The organism is Aliivibrio sp. A6 (assembly GCF_028765505.1).
Lineage (GTDB): Bacteria > Pseudomonadota > Gammaproteobacteria > Enterobacterales > Vibrionaceae > Aliivibrio > Aliivibrio finisterrensis_A.
On sequence record NZ_JARACR010000027.1, the window covers coordinates 1 to 23,870 of the forward strand.

The window sequence follows — 23,870 nt, forward strand, 5'->3', positions numbered from 1 at the left end:
GCTGAAACGCCTGAACTTATGGAAATAATGGCTAATTTGCCGAACCAGATGAAATGAAAACCAAAAGGCAACAAAGAAGAAATTCACGCTTACTAAGCCGAAACTACGAAAGCCGCGATTCTTTTGATGAACCGTGCAAAAAATTTCGGACTCAGTACGCACAACATTTAATTATACCCATCACATTCGTAATCTCTACCGAATATATTCCACCACCACAATAACACTACATTCTACTTTAAAACCAACGACCTAACAGCTCAAATACCATAAAATTTAAAAACAATATACGATAATGGTTCATATATCCCACTTTTCAACCTTACCCCATGTAATTGATTAAAATAACAATTCCAACAAAATTCCATATATCTTACAAATATGCGAACCCACATTGCAGACCAAATTTCAGGAACTACAATTCAATCATCATCTATTCACCAATAAAGTTACAATCATGGACATCCCACTAGATCTTAAACCCGATTCACAACGATTTACCGATCAAATACGAATATTCATTCGTACACGATCAATGGCCTACAATACCGAAAAGCAATACATCTATTGGATAAGCTGTTTTATTCGACACAACAATTACGCATCAAAAGATGAAATTGATGCTTTTGATATTCCTGAATACCTTAATCATCTCGTTGTAAAACAAAATGTATCCCCCAATACACAAAAAACAGCATTAAATGCCCTGATATTTTTATGTCGTGAATTTTTGCAGCAATCAGTCGATAACTTGGATTTCAAGCGTTCCAAAAAAGCAACCAAACTACCTACCGTTTTCACTCATAGTGAAGCAATAGCTGTTATAAATGAACTCAAACATCCAACCAAGCTTATTGCACAACTTATGTATGGCAGTGGTTTACGAATTAATGAAGCTCTACGCTTAAGGGTTGATGACATTGACTTAATACATAAAACACTCACAGTACGAAGTGGAAAAGGCAATAAAGACAGAACAACTGTACTACCAGAAAGCATAATTAAAGAGCTTAAAACACAGTTAGCCTTTGTAAAACAGCAACACCAAATGGATGCGATTAATGGAGATGATGAAGTCTACCTTCCTTTTGCTATCGCCGAAAAGTACCCTCATCGAGCTAAAAGTTATGGTTGGCAATATGTATTTCCATCTAAACAAATCAGCAAAGATCCCCGTTCAGGTAAACGACGACGTCACCATATATTAGATAGAAGCGTACAAAAACAAGTGACAATAGCAATCAGAACAGTAGAAATAGACAAAAAAGCAAGTTGCCACACATTTAGACACAGCTTTGCTACAAGAATTTTAGAGCGTGGAGGAGACTTAAGAACAATACAAGAATTATTGGGTCATTCTGATATCAAAACGACCCAAATTTATACGCATGTCATTGGTTTACACTTTTCAGGAACAAAGAGTCCACTCGATTTTGAGTAAATAGTTCCTAAAAGCTACATTTCATATTGGCGATGCTTTAGTGAGTAAAAAATAGCTTTTACTGCTTTCGCCAAAAAAATAACTGCGATAATAACCAAAACTTTACTGATAATAAAGTCAGGGGCTAAATATGAAATAATGGCAAAAAAAGTACCTATCAGTGCCGATAACATCCACTCTTTTTGCATGTTTACATTACCAATCTAGCCATTTCAATGCCTGAACCTTTCACTGCATCGACTTTTTCAGTAATAGAACCATCGACAGAAAGGATATCCGCTTCAATTTGCTCAGAAAGCCAAACCGATTTTGCATCCATAGTAACAAGCTCATCCCAATGGCGATTGATTGCATTGGCTAAACGTACTGTTGCAGCTAAAGGTGAATAAATATTATCGATTTTTGGTTCATATTGCTCAGAAATAGCAAACACCAACTCGTCAGAAAAGGACCAACTCTCAGCCAACTTTGAACCAAGAATGGCACTATCCGTACCAATGGTTGAGCGTTGTGCTGACACTTTAGAACTGCCCGTTTCCATTTTTTCAAAAATAGTCGGAACTTGATCTGCCATCACCGTATAAATCATTAAGTCGCCGATGTTATGCAGCATACCTGCAGTAAAGGCAGCATTAGGGTTTACATCACAACTTTGAGCAATGGCCTTACTTAATATAGCGACTTCAAATGTCTCTTGCCAAAACTCTTCTAAATCTATCACTTCAACATAAGGAAATGCGCTGACTAATGACGATGCAATAATTAATGTTTTTAACGGCTCAAGACCTAAACGAACAACCGCTTGATCGACCGATGATACCCCTTTACCACGAGAAAAATGTGCAGAGTTCGCTAAACGAATAACACGAGCACTAACCACTTGTTCCATTGAAATTGTACGAGCTAATTCTTGAAGCTCTACTTCAGGGTCATTCACAAGTTCCATCATCTCACGGATCACTTTAGGGATCTTTGGTAGCTCATGAGCATGACTTAAAATTTCATTTTGTTCCATTTTCTTCTCCACAACAGCCGCTACTTTTTCTTTTTCATCACAGCAACCGTAAAGCGGCTGGTGCAAACTAAGCGTTCTCGTTGATCTTTAATTTCAATTAGCCAAACTTGAGTGGTTGCACCTAAATGCACCGGTTTTGCTTTAGCGTAAACAGTGCCTTCTCGGACTGCTCGAATATGATTGGCATTAATATCCAACCCTACACAATATTTTGTTTCGTCGACACACCAGTTAGCAGCAATAGATGCAACAGACTCAGCTAACGCAACAGAAGCTCCCCCATGTAGCATTCCTAACGGTTGATGCACCACGGAATTTACAGGCATTGATGCTGTAATTGAATCTGCATCGTAATGGCAATATTCGATATTTAATGCTTCCATTAATGTATTACGAGATGTGGCGTTTAATATAGCCAAATCCATCGGACGCTTCCAAATACTCATAACTTAGCCTCTAGTGCATGTGCTTATTGTGTCTTGTGCTATTTTACACTCAACAATCCAGATCAAAAACACATTTTCACTTGTTGTCAGCTTTTAGTAGCTGATAAACTTCACAAAATTTTCCTCTTCTATCTACATAGGCTTGATATGTTAAATAAAAGCATGATAACAAACTTGATGTCACTACTCTTGTTAGTTATTGGTTACTACATGCAACAAAATACATTGTACTATATTGGCTTATTTGCCTTCTCTGGTGCGCTTACTAACTGGCTTGCCATTCATATGTTGTTTGAGAAGGTTCCAGGATTATACGGCTCTGGTGTTATTCCTGCGCGATTCGAAGAATTTAAAGCCAGTATTAAACGTTTAATGATGGAGCAATTTTTCACTAAAACTAACGTAGATAAGTTTTTATCAAAAGAAATGGCATCGGCGACTAACATTAATCTAGAGCCTGTGATTGAAAAAATTGACTTATCGCCGGCGTTTGATTCTCTGGTCGAAGTCATTATGAACTCTCAATTTGGCGGCATGTTAGCAATGATGGGTGGCAGCGAAGCAATTCAACCGATGCGTGAACCTTTCATCGAAAAAATGAAGCTTTCAATTACAGAAATAAGTCAACAAGATCAATTTAAGCAGGCTTTAAAAGAAGAACTGGAAAGCCCAGCGATGATGGATGACATCCAAATTACGATTGAAGAGATCATTGATCAAAGATTAAATGAACTGACACCAAAATTAGTGAAAGAAATGGTGCAGGATATGATTAAGAAGCACCTAGGCTGGCTTGTGGTTTGGGGCGGCATCTTTGGTGGCGTCATTGGTTTACTCTCAACGCTTATCTAATCTTCCTTTCATCGAATACAAAAATGCCAGCACGAATGCTGGCATTTTATTAGGTATTGTATAAAAACAGAGTACTTCTGTTAATTAATGAAGCGGAGCTTGTGTTTCGTTAAACTTGCCAAAATGCGCTTCTAACGCTTCAGGAGTTAGTTCTCCTGCTTCCTCAAGACGCTTTAGCTCTGCAACAATCGCTTTTTGCTCTTCGATTGAAGGCAATGCCACTTCAGGTTTATCCGATTCTTGCTGAATCATATCTTGCAGTTCTTTTTCAAAATCACTCATGATTATTTTCTCAATTCATATAAAACAATTGACGTTATTCTACAAGAAATCGCATAAAAAGGTAAACCTAAGCGAGCGCTTATACTTTAAATGCACCAACTAATTGATCTAATCGTTGTGAAAGTGCATTTAATTGCTGACTTGAATCGGCAAGTTCTTGAGCTGTTGCCGTGGTTAACTCATTAATACCATTAATCTCTTCGATATTTTGATTAATCGTATACACCACGGTTGATTGCTCTTCTGTTGCAGTGGCAACTTGCGTATTCATATCTGAAATATCGGTAATACTTAACGCAATTCCTGCTAAAACATCCGTTGCAGTATCAGCTGATTGAACACCACGCGCTGTTACTGCATGGCTTGCTTCCATTGCTGTTACGGCATTTTGAGCTTCAGCTTGCAGCTGATCAATCATCTTTTGAATTTCATCGGTAGATTCTGAAGTGCGACTTGCTAGTTGACGGACTTCATCAGCAACCACGGCAAATCCACGTCCATGCTCACCAGCACGTGCGGCTTCAATGGCTGCATTCAATGCTAATAGATTGGTTTGATCTGAAATACCACGAATTACGTCTAGGATTGAACCAATGTCTTGTGTCGTTCCTGCAAGTTGTTCCACCACATGACTCACTTGAACCAAATCACCTTCAAGTTGCGTAATAGCATCACGAGATTCAATGACCGTTTGGCGGCCATCTTGGGTACTTGCTTCCGCTTTACTTGCTGACTGTGCAGCACTCGCGGCATTAGAAGCAATTTCGTTAATCGTGCTTCCCATTTGATTAATTGCTGTCACAACTTGCAAGGTTTGATCGCGCTGCATTTCGCTATTATCACGAGTTGACGTTGCTTTTAGTGCAACATTTTCAGCCGTTGTGTGTAATACATGCCCTGTTTCAACCACATCTGTCACTGTTGAATGGATCTTTTCTACAAAACTATTGAACCCTTTTGATAGCTCTGCTATTTCATCATTGCCTTTTACTTCGATACGATGAGTTAAATCGCCCTCACCTTCACCCAATTCACGGAAACGGTGTGCTAGCTCTTTAATCTTATTAGTAATTGAGCCTGCGCCCCAAATTGCCAACGTTACAAATACCGCAATGATGCCCACAATCCACATAAGAATGTCTTGAGTTGACGCATGAAGGCTTTCAAACACTTCATCAACGGGTACTTCTGCAACAATAAACCACTCCATTGATGGGATATAATGAGAGGCAATAAAGATCTCTTTTCCATTTTTTTTGATACGGCTTAAATTGAAGTTCTGCTTGGTAAGTAAAACTGAGGCTTCTTGAGAACCAACCACATCACTAATCGATTGTTTCCCCATAATGCTATTACTTTTATGGATCTTAATGTCACCATTACCATCCATTAAATAAACAAACCCGGTTTTTTCTATTGTGAACCCATTAAGCAGCGCTACCATGTCATCGAGTGATTTTGAAAAACCAGCCATAGAGACGCCATTCAATTGTTGAAAGTTAACAAAGAGTTTAACCTCACCATTCTGCTCTGTGAATACATTCAGCATTCGCTCTGGTCCACCTTGAGTGAAGCCAAAGAACCACCCATCTTGCTGTTGTGTAAGCTGGCGTAAAAAACCATCTTGGTTCCAATAATACGCATTATTACGGTTAGCAACCGAAGCATCATTCAATTGATATTGTTGCTTTAATTGATTTAATTGCTTAATAAGAATGGTTTGGTTTTCAGGAGAAGTTGTTGGATCTGAAATGGCATCAATAATGAAACTGTTATTGGCCATTTGCTCTGCCGCAGAAGAGATCACCGCGACTTCTTTATCCACTTCACCACCAATTTGTTCAAGAATGGTTGGCAGTTCAAGAGTAGTTAAACGCTCATCTAGTGTATCGAACGCTTTTTTTTGAGCGACAATGCCCACAAGAGAAGTCGAAGCAATGATAGCGATAATAATACCGGCGACGAGTTTCTGTTTTATTGTTAGATTAATCATAATTTTTCCACAGCTAAAATAGACCTTTTATATAACGACTACCAACCACATTTCTTTAATAAATAGTTACAATTTAATTCATTCGCTAAATAGTTGAATAATCATAATTAAACCTCATATTATTAGGAACTAATGTGATTTTCATCGGTCACAAAGAAATAATTACTACGTAATCCAGAAAATGGGTGATATATGCCAGCGTTAAAAATTCAACAATTACAAACTTATCTTGAATCTCAAGTCATTGGTCAGCCTGCATTAGTGAAGCAGTTATTAATAGCCCTTCTTGCTGACGGCCATATTTTAGTTGAAGGTCCTCCAGGCCTTGCTAAGACGCGTGCCGTGAAAATTTTGGCCGATTCTATTGAAGGGGATTTCCACCGTATTCAATTTACACCAGATCTCTTGCCTTCAGATTTAACGGGGACGGATATTTATCGCCAAGAGACCGGAGAGTTTACCTTCCAACCGGGTCCTATCTTTAATTCATTGGTGTTAGCCGATGAGATCAACCGTGCCCCTGCTAAAGTGCAAGCGGCAATGTTAGAAGCAATGGCTGAAAAACAAATCACTGCAGGTCGGAACACGTATCAATTACCAGAGCTTTTCTTGGTGATGGCGACACAGAACCCGATTGAACAAGAAGGGACATACCCTCTTCCAGAAGCGCAACTTGACCGTTTTTTAATGCATTTGGATGTTGATTATCCGGGTGCTGAAGACGAATTGGCTATTCTGCGTTTGAACCGTGGTGAAGCCCTAGGTGAACAAGCTGAGAAACCACAGCCTTTAGCGCAAAGTGAAATATTTAAAGCGCGTAAAGAAGTGCTGTCGATTTACATGGCGCCTGAGATCGAACAATACATTATTCGTATTACTATGGCGACGCGTAAGCCTGAACAATACTGCCAAGACTTAGCGAAGCAACTAGAAATGGGCGTGAGTCCTCGTGCGACGTTAGCGCTTGACCGCTGTGCGCGTGCGCATGCATGGTTAGCCGGTCGTGATTTTGTTAGCCCTGAAGATGTGCAAGCGATGGCTTACCCTGTTTTACGTCACCGTCTGTTATTGAGTTTCCAAGCGCAAGCAGAAGGCACAACGGCAAATAAAGTGGTTGAACGATTATTACAAATGGTTGCGGCTTCTTAGTCGTAAAATAAAGTTATGAATAAGACTACTCTATCGCTGCCACCACACAGTAATGGCGTTACCTTGTCACTTAATGAATTGGTTCACTACAAAAACCATTCATTACAGTGGCTACCGCCGTCTCAATCTGTGTGGTCAAAAATGAATGGCAGTCACCAAAGCCGACAAAAAGGCCGCGGCATGGATTTCTCAGAAGTACGTCAATACCAACCGGGCGATGATATTCGTTCTATTGATTGGCGTGTAACTGCGCGTACCGGTAAACCTCACACTAAACTCTACAATGAAGAGCGTGAGCAACCAACCATGCTGTTTATTGATGTCAGCGACACCATGCGTTTTGGCTCTCAACTGCTGTTTAAATCTGTGCAAGCTGCGCATTTTGCCAGTTTATTAAGCTGGATAACGCTCGCAGCAAAAGATCGCGTCGGTGGGATCATCTTTGATGGATTATCGACCTTGGATTGTAAGCCCTCTTCTCGTCAGAAAAGTGTGCTGCAATTTATGCAATCCATCATTGAACAGCATAATACCAACAGTGACTCAGAGCCTTTAGATACCGCGCAACAAACCAGTTCCTTTGCCAAGGGGTTAAGTCAGTTACAGCGTTTATGTCCTAAAGGCAGTGAGATTGTGATCATCAGTGATTTTTATGCACTGACCGATGAATGTAAGGCTATCTTCAGTCAATTAAGCAAACACAACCGTTTGCAGTTTGTGATGATTAGCGATCCGCTTGAGCAAGGCTCCACTCGCTTTAATGGCACAGAATATGTCTCTGATAACAAACGTTCTGCATGGTTAGATTTTTCGTCATCATCGACTAAAAAAGCATTAGAGCAACAAGCAAATCTTCATAAAGCGTATGTGCAAAACATGGCGATGCAATTAAGTATTCAGCTGCACTGTTTGTCATCAGGCTTGCCGTTATTATCGCAACTGACGTCTTCACAAGATCCATCACAACAAGATAAAGGAGCCAAATAATGTCTTTATCTTCAACCCAACAAGCACCAGCGAGCAATGTATTACCATTAGCGGATATTCATTTACCTGCCGCGCCATCGTGGGGGTTATCACTTACAGGTTATGGCGCCATCGTCTGTGTGTTATTACTGGTTATTGCCATCGTTTGGTTTATGCGTCGTCAACGTCAAAAAAGCGTATTAAAACGTATAGCATTACAGCAGTTATCACAATTAACACCACAGCAAACCAGTGACATTGCGCGTTTATTGAAACAAGCCGCATTAAGTCATTTCCCTCGTGAGCGCATTGCCTCACTTCATGGATTAGCGTGGTGGCATTTTATTGAGCAGCAACTCCCCGTGAAAAAACAGGCCAATGTTCATTTCTCATCTCGTGCAGAAATGTTAGAACTAGCTTTATACGGACAACAAGCATTATCAGAAACCAATCAACAACGTTTCTATGATGATGTGCGTTATTGGCTATCTCATGCTTTACCAGTAAAAAAAGTAATGGCAACAACATCAACAAAAGGACATCAACATGCTTGAATTCGTTTGGTGGTGGGCATGGTTTTTATTACCTATTCCCTTCCTGTTTTACTTTTTTGTGCCTGAAAAAGACGTAGGTACCGCTATTCACCTTCCTCGTCTTCCAGAACAAGGCGAATATAAGCAACCAAATAAACGCATCAACATTGGTTTATTGTCTGTCGCTTGGCTGTTATTGATTTCGGCCCTAGCCCGTCCGGTATGGTATGGCGATCCGGTTGATATTCAGCCTGAGCACCGTGACATGATGCTAGTGGTCGATTTATCTGGCTCAATGGCCGAAGAAGACATGAAAACCGAGAATGGGGATTTTGTGGATCGCTTAACCGCGGTTAAAAAAGTCGTGTCTGATTTCATAGATGAACGTAAAGGCGATCGTCTTGGGTTAGTACTTTTTGGCGATCACGCTTATCTACAAACCCCACTTACCTTTGATAGAAAAACGGTGGAAGAACAACTGGATCGCACCGTTCTTGGCTTAGTGGGACAAATGACCGCCATGGGTGAAGGCTTAGGGCTAGCGACTAAAACCTTTATCGAAAGTAATGCCCCGCAACGAACCATTATTTTATTAAGTGATGGTGGCAATACAGCCGGAGTACTCGAACCATTAGAAGCGGCGCAACTTGCCAAAGACAACAATGCCAAGATATATACGATTGGTATTGGTGCTGGTGAAATGCAAGTTCGTGGTTTCTTTGGTAATCAAACCGTTAATACCGCACGAGATTTGGATGAGAAAACCTTAACTGAAATCGCAACAATGACGGGCGGACAATATTTCCGTGCTCGTAATGCCGATGAATTAGCGCAGATCTACCAAACCATCGACCAACTAGAGCCCATTACTCAAGCAACACAAACGTGGCGACCGCATGAAGAGTGGTTCCGCTATCCGTTAATGGGGTATCTATTTTTCTTCTTTATTATTGTGGGAGTAAGAAAGCGTCATGGCTAATTTTACTTTTCTCTATCCGCTGTGGTTTTTAGCTCTTATCCCTCTTGGGTTATTGGTACTTATTCAGCGTAAAAACAAAAACACCACAGGGTTGATTGCACCGCACATTGCCAAACAATTGGGAATGACTCAAAAGACACAAGGCAATGGCTTTACGCTTGGACTGGTTTTAGCATGGATATGTGTGACTACCGCCCTCGCAGGCCCAAGCTTTGGTTATAAAGACTCACCAAGTTTTCAGCTCTCAGGTGCGCGAGTGCTTGTGATGGATATGTCTCGCTCAGTGTATGCGACCGACGTAAAACCAAATCGCTTAACTCAAGAGAAGTACAAAGCGAAAGATTTATTACCTTACTGGAAAGAAGGCATGACAGGGTTAGTCGCTTATGGTGCAGACAGTTACTTAGTGAGTCCATTAACTGAAGATAGCCAAACGCTCAATAACTTAATTACTAACCTATCGCCAGAGATCATGCCTTATAAAGGTAAAGGCAGTAACTTATTAGCGGCGGTTAATCAAAGTATTGAGATGATGACAAAATCAGGCCATCAACAAGGTGACATCATTGTTTTGACTGATGGGATCTCAAATCAACAGCTCGATAAAGTGATGAGCCGTGTTAAAGGTAGCAAATGGCGTATCAGTTTATTAGGTATAGGAACTAAAAATGGCGCGCCGATTGAATTGCCTTCTGGTCAGTTGCTCACCGATGCTTCAGGTAAAACGGTTGTCGCGACTTTGGATTCAGATCCACTGGTGACACTGGCACAAGCTACCAATGGTGTGGCACAGCTTATTCAATCAGATAACAGTGATATTGAAACCATTGCACGCTTAACTAAAACGCCTTTAGATCAAGTGACGCAAAACAGCGATAACCAAGTGAACAGTCGTGCTAATCATGGTTATTGGCTGCTTTTCCCATTGGTACTGTTCTCACTGCTTTGCTTTAGAAAAGGGATGTTCTTAGCATTATTTTTGGTGCTATTGCCTGTCGATAAATCCATGGCAAGTACTGAACTATCAAGCCGCTTACTTTCTGATGATTACAGCGCGTATCAACAATTTGAGCAAAAAGACTATCAAGCAGCAAGTGAACAGTTCAAATCCAAACAATGGAAAGGAGCCGCTCAATACAAAGCTGGAGATTATAAGGGTACGATTGAAAGTCTAACGGGTCTTGAAGATACTCAATCTCAATATAATCTTGCCAATGCCTTAGCACAAAATGGTCAATTGGAAGAGGCCAAAGAGAAGTACGAATCTTTGCTAAAAACCAATCCAGATATGAAAGATGCGAAGAAGAATCTTGATATCGTCAATAAAGCGCTAGAGCAGAAAAAAAATGATGAGAGTTATAAGAAAGATAAAGATGGGGATACATCATTAAAAGATGATCCTAATGGAGAGAAAAAACAACAGGAAGACAGCAAAGACGGCTCTGAGCAATCTTCAGATTCAAAAGACTCACCATCTCAAGATTCACAGCAAGATCAACAAGATCAGCAGAAAAATGAATCTCAATCTGATGATAAATCACAGTCTGATAAACAAGATAAGTCAGAGGCTTCTTCTCAAGAGCAGCAACAAAAAGATCAAGCTAAAAAGGAACAAGAGAAGAAAGACAAAGAGCAAGCCGCACAAGCTCGTGATAAAGAAGATAAACAACCTAAATCGGACGAAGAAAAAGAGCGACAAGCTCAAATGCAATCACAACAAGCAAAAGCCGACAGTGACGCCATTAAAACCGATCCTCGTCTACAAAAATTAGAGCAATCTGGCGCAAAAGAAGATGAACTGTTGCGCGCCCTATTGTATCTGCAAGCAAAACAACAAGAAGCACCACAAGCTTCTGAAAATGAATGGTAATAAAAATGAGTATAAGACAAACCAGTCCCTACTCTACTGTAAAGAGTTCGACAATGAAGGCTTCTATGAAAAAGACAGCGCTAATCAAAAAAGTAATCTTATTTGCAGCGTTATGCGTTAGTGGCATCTCTGCAAGTTACGCTCAGGCCATTGCAACGGTCAGTAAAAACCAAATCACTGAAAACGAAGTGATTCAATTAATGGTGTCTGTCGATAAAAGCGCAGATCAAAGTAAATTTGACCCTAGCCAACTCGCACCTGATTTTCGCAGTGGCCAAGTCAGCTTTGGTACCTCACGCTCACTAGTGAATGGCGACTATAGCGTACAAAGCCAGTGGACAGTTTCTATTGCCCCAACAAAAATGGGCACGCTAACCATTCCGAGCATGAATGTCGCTGGTGAGCAAACTAACCCAATAACGATTCGTGTGACTAAAGATGCTACCGCTCCAAAAAGCAGTGATGTAATCAAAGTCAGTGGTGAACTAACAAAAGATGAATTGTATGAAGGTGAAACCGCTCAATTTAATGCCAAGATTGCTATCTTTGCGGATATTCGTCGCTTAAAAGATCCAAACATCATCACACCACAAGGTGCTGGTATTGAGTTCTCTCCTATTGGTGAAAGCAAACAATATCAAACCGTAATTGATGGACTTCAAGCAACCGTGGTTGAACAAGCGTTTAGTGTCAGTGCAAACCAAGCTGGTCAATTAAGCTTTGATGGCTTAGCCTTTACTGGTGGGTTAGTGCAAACCGATCGTTATGGTCGTAGCACCAAATTAATCCCACTAAACATTACCCCTAAACAGTATCAATTAACCGTATTAGCAAAACCCGCAGATTTCACAGGGACTTGGTTACCGACTACGGATTTAAAACTAGGGCAGCAATGGCTAGTTGATGGGAAGCCACTAACAAGTACCACAGTAGAAGCCGGAACTGCCATTACACGTCAAATCACGCTAATGATGGCAGATGTCCCACCAGAGAAATTACCAAAACTGGATATTGATTATCCTAAATCGGTTCGCATGTATGATGAGAAACCCGTAATAGGTAAAGACAGCCAAGGCAATAGTGTGATGACCATTAAGCAAGTAATCATCCCTCATACAGGTGGCACGGTTAAATTACCCGCGGTTTCGATTCAGTGGTGGAACAGCACTACACGAAAATCTGAGACAGCAAAACTCGATTCACTGATGTTAACAGTAACACCAAGCACTCAAGTTAATGAGCAAAAGATCGAGAGTCAAACAAATGCTCAACCGAAAACCACAATAAAGCGTGAAGTTGATCATGGTTTTTGGCCATATACTACACTCGCTTTTGCTCTTTTATGGATATTAACGGCAATTGGTTGGGCAATAAGCCGAACAAAAGTAAAGGCAACAAACACAACTGCCAATCAAAAAACTATAGTGATAGGTAATGGCAGTAAAGCACTTATCTCTGCTTTAAAACAAAATAATACAATTCTTGCTCATCAGATCCTTGCAGACCACAATGATCAGTGGGCTAAGCAAGGCATTGACGTTACTGATGTTAAAGAACTCATCACACAATTAAGCCAACAACAATATGCAAGAGATACGAGCAATAGCTCTACAAAACAAATAATTAGCGATATCGAAAAGAAATTATCATCGACAAGTCAGTCATCAAAGCCAATATCTGAACTTGAAAGATTATAACGAATTTTAATTTCATTATTTTTAATTCATTTAAGGCGGAACAGCATTTAATTGTCCGCCTTTTTTTCACCTTCGATTCTGACGCTTTATATCCCCTTAATCTTTCTGCACCCCTTATCTGCTCTCACTTCTTTATTTATAGTGCAAATTAATCTACTACCAGAGGCTTTGCTTCTTTGCGCAAACGATCTCCCTCAAATATTCACATAAAAATCTATGTATTCTCACACTATCTTTCATTTGCCATTGACATCTGAGTCAGAAAACACAATTATCAACCTATCAAATGTTCACTACCATCGCATTTGCTCATAGAGATTATCGTGATGGCAGCGAGACGGACTTTCAAAGAAGATGCTAAATAGCATGTGATCAGTAAGGGTAAGTAGTATGACAACTAAATTAGAACAACTTCGTAAACTAACAACCGTAGTAGCAGACACAGGTGATATTGAAGCAATCGCAAAATACACGCCAGAAGATGCAACCACTAACCCTTCTCTAATTCTTAAAGCAGCTCAAATCGCAGAATACGCACCACTGATTGATGCTTCAATCGCTTACGCAAAAGAGCAAAGCAACGACAAAGCACAACAAGTACAAGATACGTGTGACATGCTTGCTGTTAGCATAGGTAAAGAAATCCTTAAAGTTGTACCTGGTCGTATCTCTACTGAAGTAGACGCTTGCCTTTCTTACGACACAGAAGGCAGTGTGGCAAAAGCACGCCAACTGATCAAAATGTACAACGATGCTGGTATCACTAATGATCGCATTCTTATTAAACTGGCTTCAACGTGGGAAGGTATCCGTGCTGCTGAGATCCTAGAAAAAGAAGGCATCAACTGTAACCTAACGCTTCTATTCTCTTTCGCTCAAGCACGCGCATGTGCTGAAGCTGGGGTGTTCTTAATCTCTCCTTTTGTTGGTCGCATCATGGACTGGTACAAAGCCAAAGAAGGTCGTGATTTTGAAGCTTCTGAAGATCCAGGCGTTATCTCTGTTGCTGGTATCTACAACTACTACAAAGAACACGGCTACAATACAGTAGTAATGGGCGCAAGCTTCCGTAACATTGGTGAAATCCTTGAGCTTGCGGGTTGTGACCGTCTAACTATCAGCCCTGACTTACTTCAACAACTTGAAGAAGCAACTGGCGAAGTGGTTGAGAAACTGATTGATACTAACGGCAATAAAGAGCGTCCAGCTGCAATGACTCACGCTGAGTTCTTATGGGATCACAACCAAGATGCAATGGCTGTTGAGAAACTGGCTGAAGGCATCCGTAACTTTGCGGTTGACCAAGGTAAGCTAGAAGACATGATCGCAGCTAAACTATAATTTTTAGGTTTCAGATCGGTCGGCAAGCTCCCTTGCAGAATTCAGGGGAGTTTGTGTTTATACCAATGCAAGTAATTAGATGACCTATTTATTACGCAGGAAAATCACTTAAGAGTAAGGCGAAAATTCTTATAAATAGTTATTCTACAATACTAATTTTTAACACAACTATTAAGTAATTTAACCAGTAATAATGATCAGATAATTAATGTAATTGGTATTAGTTCAGAAGCCACCACAAATACCTCTGAACCCTTTAAGCGAAGCGATCTGAACCCTGCACTATTCTTTTCAAATATTCGAGTTAATCATTATGAACCGTAAACATTTAGCTAATGCTATTCGTGCTCTAAGCATGGACGGCGTACAACAAGCAAACTCTGGTCACCCTGGCGCACCAATGGGCATGGCTGACATCGCTGAAGTTCTTTGGCGTTCACACCTAAACCATAACCCTGCAAACCCTGAGTGGGCTGATCGCGACCGTTTTATTCTTTCTAACGGCCACGGCTCTATGTTGATTTATTCTCTGCTTCACCTAGCAGGTTATGAATTACCAATTGAAGAGCTTAAAAACTTCCGTCAACTGCATTCTAAAACACCAGGTCACCCTGAGTACGGTTATGCACCGGGTATTGAAACAACAACAGGCCCTCTAGGTCAAGGCATTACCAATGCGGTTGGTATGGCAATGGCTGAAAAAGCATTAGCGGCACAATTCAATAAAGAAGGCCACGACATCGTTGACCACTTCACTTATGCATTCATGGGTGATGGCTGTCTGATGGAAGGTATCTCTCACGAAGCATGTTCTCTAGCTGGTACCTTAGGTCTTGGTAAACTGGTTGCTTTCTGGGATGACAACGGTATCTCTATTGATGGTGAAGTTGAAGGTTGGTTCTCTGATGACACACCTAAGCGTTTTGAAGCATACGGCTGGCACGTAATTCCTGCTGTCGATGGTCACGATGCTGACGCAATCAATGCAGCAATTATCGCAGCTAAAGCAGATCCTCGCCCTACTCTGATTTGTACTAAAACTATCATCGGTTTTGGTTCTCCAAACAAGCAAGGTACACACGACTGTCACGGTGCTCCACTAGGCGCTGAAGAAATTAAAGCAGCGAAAGCACAATTAGGTTGGGAGCACGGCGCATTTGAAATTCCGCAAGAAGTTTACGCAGAATGGGACGCGAAAGAAGCAGGCGCAGCTAAGGAAGCGTCGTGGAACGAGAAATTTGCAGCTTATGAAGCAGCATACCCAGAGCTTGCAGCCGAGTTTACTCGCCGCGTAAACGGTGATTTACCAAAAGAGTGGGAAGAGAAAGCATCGGCAATCATTGCTGATCTTCAAGCTAATCCTGCAAACATTGCGTCACGTAAAGCGTCTCAAAATGCACTAGAAGCGTTTGGTGCTATGTTACCTGAATTCATGGGTGGCTCTGCTGACCTTGCACCATCTAACCTAACTATGTGGTCTGGTTCTAAGTCTCTAACTGCTGAAGATTTCTCTGGTAACTACATTCACTATGGTGTTCGTGAATTCGGTATGACAGCTATCATGAACGGCATCGCTCTGCACGGTGGTTTCGTACCATACGGCGCAACGTTCCTAATGTTCATGGAATACGCTCGTAATGCTATGCGTATGGCTGCACTGATGAAAGTGCAAAACATCCAAGTATACACACATGACTCTATTGGTCTTGGCGAAGATGGTCCTACTCACCAACCGGTTGAGCAGATCGCTTCTCTACGTCTAACACCAAACATGAGCACATGGCGCCCATGTGACCAAGTTGAATCTGCAGTGGCTTGGAAGCTAGCGATTGAACGTCGCGATGGCCCATCAGCACTTATCTTCTCTCGTCAAAACCTTGCACAGCAAGAGCGTGATGCAGAGCAAGTGGCTAACATTGCTAAAGGTGGCTACATTCTTAAAGATTGTGAAGGCCAACCTGAGTTAATCTTTATCGCTACAGGCTCTGAAGTTCAGCTTGCGGTTGAAGCAGCAGCTCAACTAACTGCTGAAGGCAAAGCAGTACGTGTTGTATCAATGCCAGCAACTGATGCATTTGATAAGCAAGATGAAGCTTACCGTGAATCAGTACTTCCATCAGCAGTAACAAAACGTGTTGCTATTGAAGCGGGTATTGCTGACTTCTGGTACAAGTACGTTGGTTTAAACGGCAAGATCATCGGCATGACAACGTTTGGTGAATCAGCACCTGCTGAACAATTATTTGAAATGTTTGGTTTCACTACTGAAAATGCAGTGAAAACAGCAAAAGAGTTGTTAGCTTAACCCAATAAAAAGGATTTAATCATATTAAAGGATTAAGCCCTTAAGAATAAAAGCCCCATTATCTTATATGGATAATGGGGCTTTTTATATGAACTCTTTTATTAATTATTTATCTTTTTAACCTTCATTAAATAGTGATATTCGTCGAATATTTTTAACTATTTTTCACTGCTATCATTTATAGTTTCATACAATTCTTTTAATAGTCCAGAATCTATATTAACTAGCCCATTAGAAAGATAAATATAATTACCTTCTGTTACACTTAGTAATATATTTCTTCTTATCATTTCACTGTCTTTTGATTCTTTATTTTGAAAATGAAAGTGTTGTATTTTTTCGTAAACCATTTCAGATATTTGATCTATCTGCTCTTGTGTTAAGCAAACACGCGACATTCCAACTTCAGGCCTTGATTCTTTTGATAACACTTCTAATCTTAATTTTTCAGTGAACAGTTTATCAAGCTTAGAGCCTTCAAAAAAGGTGTAATATGGGGGCGTAAGAAAGGCTGGCTCCCCGTCAGAACGAAGCTCTACCAACCCCATAATCTCTAATGATCTTAAATAGATATAAACACTTTGCTCTGTTAAACCATTTTCTTTCGCAACATCATCAACCGGACGTCCTTTAACATGAATTTCATAAAAAAAGTCGTAAATATATGGGTGATTAAAGAACACTTCATCTAAGACTTCGGTTCTCGTCCCTTCTTCTCGATTATGGATATCTCGAGCTATTTGAGATAACTCTTCAATATTAGTATTTAATACGGTTGCATATTCCATCAATTTATCAATACCAATAGAGTTACTATGAAAATGACGCTTTAATGTTGAAATCGGGACATTAACCTTTAATGACAGTTCATTATAAGTAAGATCATTTTCTTTTAACTTAACCCGTAATGCATTAAGTAATAAGCTTGCACAAAACCCCATAACTACTTCCTTGATGTTATTTAACTATTAAAATTAACGTTACTTTATATTGTTTAAAAATACCAGTTCAGTTTCAGTTTTTGACCTCTCTAAACTCAAAAATTAAACCATATACCTTATAAAACTATTAATTATTGCCGACCCACTCATTTAAAGGTTACAAATATGTTACACCGTCAAGTTTATGACGGGATTATTATAAAACGTCAGTTCTTGCTTATATAAGCACTTTTTATACACGGAAGTCATTTATGCAGACAAATAGTACAAGGATGTCAATGCTATCTCGCTTCATTGGTTGTACTCTTATACTAGCTCAGCCAGTATTTGCAGAAAAAACAGAAGAGCCTATAGCAGAAGCATCAGAAGAAAAAACAACAGGCAACTCAACAAACGCATGGGGGGGATCTCTGTCTCTAGGTTATGACAGTAATTTCTTTCAAGCCACTGATTATCGTTCGAGCAGAGCCTTGTCATTCCACGGATCGTTATATTTTAGTTTTTGGGAGAGTTACTCGCTTTATACCAACAGTGGTGGTTATCGAACCCTGCAAGGCGCAGAAGGTTTTTACTCAACAGATACTGTTGTTGGGCTATCAAAATCATCATTATTAACGTTTGGAGAAAGCGGTAATGTATCTATTAGCGGCCAGTTCTCGATACCAACCTCTCAATCTTCACAAGATAACTTTTTAAATACGGCTTTTCGAGTTCAAACGCCGATTTCATTCAAACTTGCTGATATCGGCATAACCGTAGCGCCAAGAATACGGAAAAATTTTCATCAATATACAACGTCACCCAATGGAAATGTCAATATTTCATGGGCTTTAGGTCTATTACTTGTCGCAAATTATACCTATGGAGATGCTTTCTTCTCTGCATCTGCACTGGGTGGTACCTCAATTAACTATAACGGACGTTGGGCTGATGGCTACAGTTACGGGGGCAGCCTAACTACAGGTTATAACTTACGTGATGATTTATCTCTGTCTCTCACACTCGCCTCTTCTGGTGTATATACGGACGCCGCACAAGGAACACTAGGCAGCTTTGATATTTTTGATGAAGCCAAAGCAACCTACTCTTTAGGACTGACTTACTCCTTTTAAGGAAGAAAAAAAATAACAACAGGATGTGAACATTATGATATTTAGAAAACTTTCATTAGCCGCGGCCATTACCGCAACTCTGACTGGTTGTGCACCAGAAGAGCAAGAATATGATGCATTAGAAAAAGACGTAACCGAAGTTCAGGTTCAAGATCTTCGTCTTGATGGACGCTGGTTTTATGCGCCAACTACGGGTGCTGCACCTCGCTTTGCCGTAACTCAATTTCCTTTCTTACAAGGTATGGGCCGTTATGTTGAACTTTGTTTTTCTGACGAAGGTTTAGAAGTTCGTGGGTACGACAATAACAACCCAGACCTTTTATTACCTAAAGATAAGAATGGCTACTGTTTACCACAAGATCAAAATAACATTGGTTCAGACGACCAAGTTAACTTCCCTCACGTTATGACCATCCCTGGTAGCTATGCAAAGTATCAATGTCGAGAAGACAGTTATGGTGATTGTACTAACACCGAAGAGAAAGACTCCGATCCAAACCTTAGCAACACCACCTTTAGAAACAATACCCACTTTACGCCAAGCCCAGAATCGACACTAGTTAGTGACTTAAACTGGGATGAGTTATATGGAACCAAAGACGGCTTAACACCTCAAGGTTCACCAGAAGTGATCTCGTGGGAATTTGATCCAAAGAAAGGAGTATTAAACTTCGAGCTTGAGCAAACATTTAAGATCAATTTTGACAAACTATCTCGCTATATGGATTGGTCAGCAATGGAAGAAGAGATGGCAAAAGGCTCATTCAAATCTCGCTTTTATTACTCTCTTGTTCATGAAAGTCACTTAGCATCTGAAGATTACACTCCTATTGTTTACCCTGGCGGAGATGATGATGATTTTGGTTTCTTTACAACAACAACATTAAAACTCGATTCTATTACGAATAAATACAACGATATAACCTATCTAAATCGCTTTAATCCATCAAAAGGCAGCATCGACTATTATCTTTCTGACAATTTCTTTGAAGATAAAAATAAGATTTACCTTGATGCAACCATTGAAACTATCAATAAAATGAACTTAACACTGAATGTACTTGAGCCTAACAGTGGGAAGCCACAAATTAAGATTGTTAATAAAACAGAAGGCATGGGTATTCATGCGGGAGATTTGCGTTATAACGTGATCAATCTTGTTGATGAGCCTCTTGATAATGGCTTATTAGGTTATGGTCCATCCATTGCTAATCCAAGAACCGGTGAAATTATTAAAGCGCATGTAAACCAATACTCGGGCGTAGCTCGTACTGGATCGTCATACTACTGGAATAATTTAGTCCGCTTATACAACAACAAACAATTAGCAAATGTGGATTACTTTGTGCCTGCAGAAAAAACCGTCGTTCCTGATGAAGCACCTGCAGAAGAAGGAGCCGTTGAAAATCAGCAAGTTCAACAAGCAATGAATAATCAAGTTGTTAGGCAACTTGAAGCAGATCGAATTGTAAATGAAGATCCTTATGGCTCTCAACTAGCTCAATACATTGAACCAATTCAGGACAATTATTCTCTTCCTCCAATTCAACTTAATCACCTTAATCCGGTTCATGATCACTCTAGTTTTGAGGATGTAGCTAAAGCGGACATGCAACGACTTCAACTTTGGTCAGAAAATAGCGTATACCCTGTTGAAGCAATGTGGATCTCAGCCACACAAAAAACCATGCTCGAAAATCTGAATTTATCAGACGCTTATTTCACAGAAGTTTATGATGGTGATCATCTACAAGCCAAAGTATTGAAAAAATGGAAGCAACTGTCTCCTGAGCTACAAAGAAAAGCGGCAGATATGCTTACTATCACCACTTACACGAATACCTTAGTGCATGAAATAGGACATAACCTTGGGTTACGTCATAACTTCAAGGGATCTAACGATTCAAATAACTACCTATCGCCAGCGCAAGCTGAAGCATTAGGCATCAATGGTATTCCGGCATATAGCTCAACAATGGATTACGCACCAAGTATGTTTGATGAGATCCCTACGTGGGGACTTTATGATGTCGCTGCATTTAAATTTGCTTACGGCCGTAAAGTAGATGTAATCGACTTTTCACCATCACCGCAAGTAGATAAACCAGAAGATCTTATTGAGCAAGCACCTGAGTTCATTGCCCCTGATGATCGTGAATTAACAGAAGAAGAACAAACGCAATTAAATGCATGGGAAAAAACTCAAGCCATCCTTGATCAATACGGAACGTGGAATAATTATTTATACGCTCACAACGAACAAACAGAACAGTATAATAGCTATCAAAACTTTGCCTCTAGTGGCATTGTGGCTCACTTAAGTACAGATAATCCATACATCACATGTACAAAAGTTGAACCGCTTGGAGATATCAATAGTGATGGCTCTGATATGTCTAAATATACTTGTGATTTAAATAAGTTTGACCAACTGGCATTACAAGAGCATCAAACGGATGCCGTTAAATATGGTGTTATGCATTATTTTAAGCAAGTTGAAAACCAAAATGTTAGTAGCAAATTTGAACGTGTTGATTTTGACTTCTGTACCGATGGAAATGTCAGCCTGAATAGTGACTGTAACCGTTTTGATGAAGGTACCAACTTAGAAGAAATCGTTCTTTATAAATGGCAGCGTTATCTTGATAACTATGAAAATACAAACGCTGGGATCTTAAGTGACTCAGGATTAACAACAGGAAATTATATTCGATACATTCAGAGTCGTTTTTCATTCATGAACGAAATTCGAGAAGTAATCGAAGATACTGAACTTCAGGATAACTTTTTTTCTAAGCTAGGCTATACAAGACCAACAGATAAACCCCTTGATTTTTTTGGTTTCATTACTGAATCAAATTGTCGAATTGGTAAGACAAACGACTTATGGTATTGTGAATACGGAAATGCAACAAAACAAGCCGCAAGCTTCTTTTTGAGTGTATTAAAAACACCTGAGCATCAATGTATTATCGAAACAAAACAAAGCACATCTCCTGAAGCCGCAGTTATCGACACTCAACTTGTTTCATTTGGTGAATATCTATCATTAAAACTAAGACGCCACATTCCTGAAGATTATGATATTTCTTCTGCCTCTTGTTTTGATGATGTCATTCAAGAAGCAATCGCAATAGTAAGCAATGATATAGATACTAAGAACTTCACCCAAGCAACACTGGAGACCAAAGGTGGCAAATTTTTGAACTCGGTAAGTAGCTTTTCTCCAGATAATAACTACTCTAACTCAGTATCAACATTAGGTATTTGGCCAGATAAAGCTTTATCTTCATACTTCTTAGCTCGTCGTAATACTTTACGTTACACTGATGAACCAAGCTTTGCTGCACTAATGGATTGGCCCGGTGTTAAGCAAGAGTTTGATAATATAATGGAGCACTTAGTAGCAGGTACCCCACTTGCTTCCCCGGTTGAAATGATTAACAGCAAAGGTGAAACAATCATTCCTGAAATACCAGTAAGCCTTCACTTTACTGATAAATTAGAAGCTTTACCTCCTATGCCATGTGGTATTACTGATTTTTTAAATATATCGTGTACTGCTCGTGCAGACATACCTTCGATGCTGATCGCAATGGCAGCAAAAAACATTCATTCTACCGATTACGATGTTCGTGAACGTTCACTCAACCAATTTAACAGTTGGGTAAAAGAGACAGACAGCTATTATCTACCAGATGAGAATATAACCTTCATATTAAACAATAAAAAATACGCTGCGACTGAAGAAAATACGCTTGCTTGGAAATACGCTCATCAATTAGACGCACTTTCACCAAGTGAGTTAACGACAACTTTTGCTGCGTACACAAGAGCTGAGTTACAAACGGTTCTTAATACGTGGGATAAATTCCTAAATATGACAACTGTACCTGTATATCAAACTGTTATTGCGTTTAAAAATCATGAGTTAATTCGTTCAATGTCAAACGAAGTAAAACCTGTTGTAGATCAATTACATGCTTGGGGTTTCGAAACATTAACAAATGACGCGCTAAACTATGGTATTAATACCGTACTTGGTAACTTAATCGAAAGTGGCGTTCTAACTCAGTTAGATAATGGGGATTTCAAAGAAGAAGCAACAGGCAAGGAATATCCTATTAATGACATTATTAATATAACTGTTTACCTTCAACTTATTTACCATAGAGACCTTGAAAATTTTGATTTGATTCAAACCGTTGCCCAAAATTATCAAGAGCAAATAGAGTCAGCGATAGAACCTCGAGAAGTGACTTTATGGGAACAAGATCCTTTGTTAATAAAGGCCTACTTAGATAATGATTTCCGCGTAATTGACAGTAATTATCAAAAAATCAAACAGACTCTAAATAGACTTCCTACCGTAGTGATACGCCACTAGGAACTTTTCACACAAACAAAAGCCAGCATAATCGCTGGCTTTCTTCATCTCAAATAATAGAAATATACCTAAAAGTTAATCAGCCATTGTTACTTTATTCCTACCATTTTCTTTAGATAAATATAACGCTGAATCTGCAAGCTTATACGCTTCAGAAAATGAAATATCAGACTCAGCAATAGCACCTATAGATATGGTAACAGGCAGCTTTTTAATAAGCTCAGAATCGATAGCAACTCTTATTTGTTCCGCTTTCGCTTCTAATTGCTGATAACTGTACGACTTGAATGTAATCAGAAATTCTTCACCACCCCATCGTACTGCTACGTCTTTTCGTCGGATAGTATGTAAAATACGTTCAGCAACTTCTTGAATAACCTCATCGCCTTTTTTATGCCCGTAAGTATCATTAATACGCTTAAAGTGATCAATGTCGATAATTAACAAAGCATGAGTTCTCATTCTTTTTAAACGTTTTTCATAAAAATCACGACGATAAAACCCTGTCATACGATCATATTGCAATAAATACTTACGTCGATTGTAATTCATCCGCAAAAA

19 protein-coding genes are annotated in these 23,870 nt (G+C 39.7%); 12 read left to right on the plus strand and 7 right to left on the minus strand.

Features of this window, described 5'->3' with window-relative positions; genetic code table 11:
• Positions 1 to 457 precede the first annotated feature (457 nt).
• On the plus strand, positions 458 to 1,441 hold the full coding sequence (locus PVK70_RS14655; RefSeq protein WP_130048799.1) for an integron integrase: 984 nt from the start codon (positions 458 to 460) through the stop codon (positions 1,439 to 1,441).
• Positions 1,442 to 1,455: 14 nt separating this feature from the next.
• Here the strand turns inward: PVK70_RS14655 and PVK70_RS14660 are convergent, their stop codons facing one another.
• Genes PVK70_RS14660 through PVK70_RS14670 form a run of 3 tightly spaced genes read right to left on the minus strand, consistent with a single transcriptional unit; the run spans position 1,456 to position 2,902 of the window.
• A complete protein-coding gene (locus tag PVK70_RS14660; RefSeq protein ID WP_130048801.1) occupies positions 1,456 to 1,629 on the minus strand; it encodes a hypothetical protein in 174 nt (57 codons plus the stop codon).
• Positions 1,630 to 1,631: 2 nt separating this feature from the next.
• On the minus strand, positions 1,632 to 2,456 hold the full coding sequence (locus PVK70_RS14665) for an HDOD domain-containing protein (RefSeq protein WP_130048803.1): 825 nt from the start codon (positions 2,454 to 2,456) through the stop codon (positions 1,632 to 1,634).
• Between the two features lie 20 nt (positions 2,457 to 2,476).
• Positions 2,477 to 2,902, minus strand: a complete 426-nt coding sequence (locus PVK70_RS14670; RefSeq protein WP_130048805.1) for a hotdog fold thioesterase — start codon at positions 2,900 to 2,902, stop codon at positions 2,477 to 2,479.
• Between the two features lie 147 nt (positions 2,903 to 3,049).
• Between PVK70_RS14670 and PVK70_RS14675 the strand changes: the two genes are divergently transcribed.
• On the plus strand, positions 3,050 to 3,754 hold the full coding sequence (locus PVK70_RS14675; RefSeq protein WP_130048806.1) for a DUF445 family protein: 705 nt from the start codon (positions 3,050 to 3,052) through the stop codon (positions 3,752 to 3,754).
• Positions 3,755 to 3,838: 84 nt separating this feature from the next.
• Here the strand turns inward: PVK70_RS14675 and PVK70_RS14680 are convergent, their stop codons facing one another.
• Both PVK70_RS14680 and PVK70_RS14685 read right to left on the minus strand, forming a co-directional pair.
• Positions 3,839 to 4,036, minus strand: coding sequence for a restriction endonuclease subunit S (locus tag PVK70_RS14680; protein WP_130043760.1), 198 nt, complete (start codon positions 4,034 to 4,036; stop codon positions 3,839 to 3,841).
• Positions 4,037 to 4,115: 79 nt separating this feature from the next.
• Complete coding sequence (locus PVK70_RS14685) at positions 4,116 to 6,029, minus strand: methyl-accepting chemotaxis protein (protein ID WP_130048807.1); 1,914 nt, start codon at positions 6,027 to 6,029, stop codon at positions 4,116 to 4,118.
• A 192-nt stretch (positions 6,030 to 6,221) separates the two neighbouring features.
• Between PVK70_RS14685 and PVK70_RS14690 the strand changes: the two genes are divergently transcribed.
• From PVK70_RS14690 to tkt, 8 genes are all read left to right on the plus strand, one after another.
• Complete coding sequence (locus PVK70_RS14690) at positions 6,222 to 7,178, plus strand: AAA family ATPase (RefSeq protein ID WP_065593597.1); 957 nt, start codon at positions 6,222 to 6,224, stop codon at positions 7,176 to 7,178.
• A gap of 15 nt (positions 7,179 to 7,193) precedes the next feature.
• Positions 7,194 to 8,165: a DUF58 domain-containing protein gene (locus tag PVK70_RS14695; RefSeq protein WP_130048808.1), complete on the plus strand. Its 972-nt coding sequence runs from the start codon at positions 7,194 to 7,196 to the stop codon at positions 8,163 to 8,165.
• Positions 8,165 to 8,698: a DUF4381 domain-containing protein gene (locus PVK70_RS14700; RefSeq protein ID WP_130048809.1), complete on the plus strand. Its 534-nt coding sequence runs from the start codon at positions 8,165 to 8,167 to the stop codon at positions 8,696 to 8,698. Before PVK70_RS14695 ends, PVK70_RS14700 begins: the two co-directional genes overlap by 1 nt.
• A complete protein-coding gene (locus PVK70_RS14705) occupies positions 8,691 to 9,656 on the plus strand; it encodes a vWA domain-containing protein (RefSeq protein WP_130048810.1) in 966 nt (321 codons plus the stop codon). Before PVK70_RS14700 ends, PVK70_RS14705 begins: the two co-directional genes overlap by 8 nt.
• The gene (locus PVK70_RS14710; RefSeq protein ID WP_130048811.1) at positions 9,649 to 11,526 is read left to right on the plus strand and encodes a vWA domain-containing protein; all 1,878 of its coding nucleotides are present in this window, start codon (positions 9,649 to 9,651) and stop codon (positions 11,524 to 11,526) included. The genes PVK70_RS14705 and PVK70_RS14710 overlap by 8 nt, the downstream gene beginning before the upstream one ends.
• A gap of 65 nt (positions 11,527 to 11,591) precedes the next feature.
• Positions 11,592 to 13,223: a BatD family protein gene (locus PVK70_RS14715; RefSeq protein ID WP_242504807.1), complete on the plus strand. Its 1,632-nt coding sequence runs from the start codon at positions 11,592 to 11,594 to the stop codon at positions 13,221 to 13,223.
• Positions 13,224 to 13,613: 390 nt separating this feature from the next.
• Positions 13,614 to 14,564, plus strand: a complete 951-nt coding sequence (tal, locus tag PVK70_RS14720; RefSeq protein ID WP_130048813.1) for a transaldolase — start codon at positions 13,614 to 13,616, stop codon at positions 14,562 to 14,564.
• 313 nt (positions 14,565 to 14,877) lie between these two features.
• Complete coding sequence (gene tkt / locus PVK70_RS14725) at positions 14,878 to 16,869, plus strand: transketolase (RefSeq protein ID WP_130048814.1); 1,992 nt, start codon at positions 14,878 to 14,880, stop codon at positions 16,867 to 16,869.
• Between the two features lie 158 nt (positions 16,870 to 17,027).
• Here tkt and PVK70_RS14730 read toward each other — a convergent pair whose 3' ends face one another.
• Entirely contained in the window at positions 17,028 to 17,810 is a 783-nt protein-coding gene (locus PVK70_RS14730; protein ID WP_130048815.1) for a transcriptional regulator, read from the minus strand.
• A 251-nt stretch (positions 17,811 to 18,061) separates the two neighbouring features.
• Here PVK70_RS14730 and PVK70_RS14735 point away from each other — a divergent pair, with 251 nt between their 5' ends.
• Positions 18,062 to 18,922, plus strand: coding sequence for a hypothetical protein (locus PVK70_RS14735; RefSeq protein WP_130048816.1), 861 nt, complete (start codon positions 18,062 to 18,064; stop codon positions 18,920 to 18,922).
• 34 nt (positions 18,923 to 18,956) lie between these two features.
• Positions 18,957 to 23,309 (plus strand): zinc-dependent metalloprotease, encoded by a 4,353-nt coding sequence (locus PVK70_RS14740; RefSeq protein ID WP_130048817.1) that lies wholly within the window; start codon positions 18,957 to 18,959, stop codon positions 23,307 to 23,309.
• A gap of 75 nt (positions 23,310 to 23,384) precedes the next feature.
• Here the strand turns inward: PVK70_RS14740 and PVK70_RS14745 are convergent, their stop codons facing one another.
• Entirely contained in the window at positions 23,385 to 23,861 is a 477-nt protein-coding gene (locus PVK70_RS14745) for a GGDEF domain-containing protein (RefSeq protein WP_165367217.1), read from the minus strand.
• Positions 23,862 to 23,870: the final 9 nt, after the last annotated feature.